Source organism: Rathayibacter sp. SD072 (assembly GCF_017355185.1).
GTDB lineage: Bacteria > Actinomycetota > Actinomycetes > Actinomycetales > Microbacteriaceae > Rathayibacter.
Genome location: NZ_JADILJ010000090.1, coordinates 1 through 4,373 on the forward strand (window position 1 = coordinate 1; position 4,373 = coordinate 4,373).

Below are 4,373 nucleotides of genomic sequence, written 5' to 3' on the forward strand. Positions count from 1 at the left end.
CGCGAGGGCGTCCTCGAGGTCGGTGGCCTCGAAGATCGAGGCGAGCTGCCGGATCCGCTTGGCCGGGATGGGCAGGCGGAACTTCGCTCCCTCGGTGTCGCCGTCGAGGTCGAGGACGTCCTTGAGGTGGATGTAGCCCTCGGGTGCTCCGTCGGTGCCGAGGACGACGTAGCGCGAGAAACCGTGCTTGGCGACGGCGCGCTCGACGTCGGCCGGTGTGGCTCCGGCGGGGAGGCTGACGATGCCGTCGAGCGGGAGTGCGACGTCGTGCACCTTCTTCTCGGTGAACTCGAACGCGGCGAGGAGGGTGCTGGAGTCGCGCAGCGTGCCCTCCCGGGTCGACTGGTCGACGATCGTCTGCACCTCCTCGAGGGTGAAGGTGCTGTTCGCCTCGTCCTTCGGGTCGACCCGGAACAGGCGGAGCACCCCGTTGGAGATCGCGTTGAGGGCGACGATCAGGGGGCGGATCACCCGGGCGATGGCGACGAGCGGGGGCGCGAGCAGCAGCACGGCCTTGTCGGGCATCGAGAACGAGATGTTCTTGGGCACCATCTCGCCCAGCACGACGTGCAGGAACGACACGATCAGCAGGGTGATGACGAAGGCGACGGTCCCGGTCAGCTCCTCCGGCAGTCCGACGGCGTGCAGCGGGATCTCGAGCAGGTGGTGGATCGCCGGCTCGCTGACGTTCAGGATCAGCAACGAGCAGACGGTGATGCCCAGCTGCGTGGTCGCCAGCATGAGCGTCGCGTGCTCCATGGCGGCGAGGGCGGTGATCGCGCTGCGGCGGCCGCTCTCGGCGAGGGGCTCGATCTGGGAGCGGCGCGCCGAGATGACGGCGAACTCCGCTCCGACGAAGAAGGCGTTCGCGGCGAGCAGCACCACGAGCCACGCTATTCCGGCCCAGTCACTCATCGCCGGCCTCCTTGCGTGCTCGGTGGGACCGTCCCGCGTCGGCCAGCGGGTCCGGCAGGGTGTCGGGCTCGGCGTCGGGGTCGGGGGTGAAGCGGATGCGGTCGATCCGGCGCCCGTCGAGGCGCTCGACGCGGAGCGAGCCGCCGTCGACGGGCACCTCGTCGCCGGCCTCGGGCAGTCGGCCGAGCTCGCTCATGACGTAGCCCGCGACGGTCTCGTAGGGGCCGTCCTCGGGGATGGCGACGCCGACGCGGTCGCGGACCTCGTCGGGGCGGAGCATGCCGGGGAACGTGGTGGAGCCCGGCAGCTTCACGACGTCGGGACGGGAGCGGTCGTGCTCGTCCGCCACCTCGCCGACGAGCTCCTCGACCAGGTCCTCGAGCGTCGCGACGCCCGCGGTTCCGCCGTACTCGTCGACGACGACCGCGAGCTGGAAGCCGCGTCCGCGCAGCTCCGTCAGCAGGACGTCGAGCTTCATCGTCTCCGGCACGCGCAGCGGCTCGGAGCGCAGCGCCGTGACGGGCACCTCGGACCTCTTGCCGCGCGGGACGGCCACGGCCTGCTTCACGTGCACGACTCCGACGATGTCGTCGATGTCGTCGTCCGTGATCGGGAAGCGCGAGAGCCCCGTGGTGCGGGCGAGGTCGAGGACGTCCTGCGCCGTGCTCGAGCGCTCGACGGTGGAGAGTCGGAGCCGGGGGGTCATCACGTCGCCAGCGCTGAGGGCCGAGAAGCGGAGGGTGCGCCCGAGCAGGTCGGCCGTGTCCTCCTCGAGCAGCCCGGCGCTCGCGGAGTGCCGGACGAGGCTCGAGAGCTCCTCGGCGCTGCGCGCGCCCGAGAGCTCCTCCTTCGGCTCGATGCCCATGAGGCGCAGGAGCGCGTTGGCGCTGCCGTTCAGCAGGGCGACAGCGGGACGGAAGACCGTGGTGAACGCCGTCTGCAGCGGGACGACCAGCTTGGCGGTCGCGCGGGGCAGGGCGAGGGCGAAGTTCTTCGGGACGAGCTCGCCGAGGATCATCGAGAGCAGCGTGGCGATGACGATCGCCACCACGGTCGTGATCGGCGAGACCGCCGCCTCGGGCAGCCCGAGGCCGAGGAAGGGCTGCTCGAGCAGCGTCGACAGGGCCGGCTCCATCGTGTAGCCGGTGAGGAGCGTGGTGAGCGTGATGCCCAGCTGCGCGCTCGAGAGGTGGGTCGACGTGACCTTCAGCGCCGCGATCGTCATGCCGAGCCGCGTCTCGCCGCGGTCGCGGCGGGCCTCCAGGTCGGCCCGGTCGAGGTTCACCAGGGCGAACTCGCTCGCGACGAAGACGCCGGTGCCGAGGGTCAGGAGGAGGCCGACACCGAGCAGGAGCCACTCAGCACCCATCGAGGGCACCTCCGCTCGACGTGCGGAGGACCCGACCGGCGCGGTTCAGCGCGGCGGGGAGATCGGGGTGCGGGGGCCGGACGGTGCGGTCCGACGGCGGATGAGCAGAGGGAGGGTCGTCCATTGTGCTGCCGAGTCTACCGGCGGCACCGCCGCCGACGGGGCGCACTCCCGAGGATCAGAGCCACTTCTTCGCCTTGAACACCGCGTAGAGCCCGACGCCGAACACGACCATCAGCCCGAGCGCCCAGGGGTAGCCGAATTCCCAGTGCAGCTCGGGCATCTCGTCGAAGTTCATCCCGTACACGCCCGCGATCAGGGTCGGGGCGAAGAGGATCGCCGCCCAGGACGAGATCTTGCGCACGACGTCGTTCTGCGCGAGCCCGGTCTCGGTCTGGCGACGCGAGACGAGCGTCGAGTGCACGGTGAGCGCCTTGTCGAGGATCGCGCGCAGGGCGTCGACCGCCTCCGTCACGCGGATCGTGTGATCGAGCACGTCGCGGAGCGAGCGGTGCAGCTCCACGTGGTCCGGCGACGCCCCCTCGGCCGGCGTCTCCTCGGCGAGCGCCCGGAGCAGCGCGGTCAGCGGCTGCACCGAGCGCTGGAAGTGGATGACCTCACGGGACAGCCGGTAGATGCGCTCCGAGAGCCTGTCGTCCGAGTCCGCTCCGAAGAGCTGGTCCTCGATCTCGTCCACGTCGCCCTGCACTCCCGCGACGACCGGGGCGTACTCGTCCACGACCTGGTCGAGGATCGCGTAGAGCACCGCCTCCGGACCCCGGGCCAGCAGCGCCGGGTCCTCCTGCAGCCGACGGCGCACCCGCGCCAGATCCGGGGAGTCGGCGTGCCGGATGGTCACCACGAAGTCCGGCCCGACGAAGACGTGCAGCTCGCCGAAGACGACCGTCTCGTCGGCGTCGAGGTACCGCGCGGGGCGCAGCACCACGAAGAGCCCGTCGTCGTAGCGCTCGAGCTTGGCGCGCTGGTGCCCGCTGAGCGCGTCCTCGACGGCGAGCGGATGCAGCCCGAACTCGTGGGCGACGGCCTCGACCTCCTCGCGGGACGGCCGGAACAGGCCGATCCAGGCCATGCCGTTCTCCTCGCGCATCAGCTCGAACGTGTCCTCGAGGGAGTCCGGGTTGCGGATGCGGCGGCCGCCGACGTACACGGCGTTGTCGACGATGGTCATGCGCTCGGTTCTAGCAGACCCGCGCCTGGCTCCCGCTGACGGGCGGGACTCCGGCTCTCAGGTCACCAGCTGACCGGCAGCGCCTTGCCCTCCTCGTAGCCCGATGCCGACTGCAGCCCGACGACGGCGCGCTCGTGGAACTCCGGGACGCTGCGCGCTCCGGCGTAGGTGAACGACGAGCGGACGCCGGACGTGATCATGTCGAGGAGGTCCTCGATCGACGGGCGCAGCGGGTCGAGGTAGATCGTCGACGACGAGATCCCCTCGGCGAAGAGGCGCTTGCGGGCGAGCTCGTACGCGTCGAGGCGGCCGAAGCGCTCCTGCACGGCCTTGGCCGACGCCATCCCCCAGCTCTCCTTGTAGACGCGGCCCGCCGCATCCGTCCGCAGCTCGCCCGGCGCCTCGATCGTCCCCGCGAACCAGGAGCCGACCATGACGGAGGCGGCGCCCGCCGCGAGGGCGAGGGCGACGTCGCGCGGGTAGCGCACTCCCCCGTCGGCCCAGACGTGCGCACCGAGCTCGCGGGCCCGCTCCGCCGTCTCGAGCACGGCCGAGAACTGGGGCCGGCCGACCGCGGTCATCATGCGGGTCGTGCACATCGCTCCGGGCCCCACTCCGACCTTCAGGATGTCGGCACCCGCCTCGACGAGGTCGTGCACCGCCTCGGCGGTGACGATGTTGCCCGCGGCGATCGGGACCCCGAGATCCAGCGCCGAGACCGTGCGCAGCGCCCGCAGCATCGCCTCCTGGTGCCCGTGCGCGGTGTCGAGCACGAGGACGTCGACGCCCGCCGCGACCAGTGCACGCGCCTTCGCAGCCACGTCGCCGTTGATGCCCACGGCCGCCGCGACGCGCAGACGCCCGTCGGCGTCCAGGGCGGGGTCGTAGATCGTCGAGCGC

Annotated in this window: 4 protein-coding genes; all 4 read right to left on the reverse strand. The window is 71.6% G+C overall.

What is annotated here, in order from left to right; translation table 11 throughout:
- Positions 1-915 (reverse strand): hemolysin family protein (locus tag IOC53_RS18400; protein ID WP_207408037.1); only part of this gene is annotated, 915 nt, incomplete at its 3' end.
- On the reverse strand, positions 908-2,284 hold the full coding sequence (locus IOC53_RS18405) for a hemolysin family protein (protein ID WP_207408038.1): 1,377 nt from the start codon (positions 2,282-2,284) through the stop codon (positions 908-910). The genes IOC53_RS18405 and IOC53_RS18400, both read right to left, overlap by 8 nt.
- 178 nt (positions 2,285-2,462) lie before the next feature.
- Positions 2,463-3,473, reverse strand: a complete 1,011-nt coding sequence (gene corA, locus IOC53_RS18410) for a magnesium/cobalt transporter CorA (protein WP_207408039.1) — start codon at positions 3,471-3,473, stop codon at positions 2,463-2,465.
- A 62-nt stretch (positions 3,474-3,535) separates the two neighbouring features.
- The coding region (locus IOC53_RS18415) for an IMP dehydrogenase (RefSeq protein WP_207408040.1) at positions 3,536-4,373 on the reverse strand (838 nt) is incomplete at its 5' end.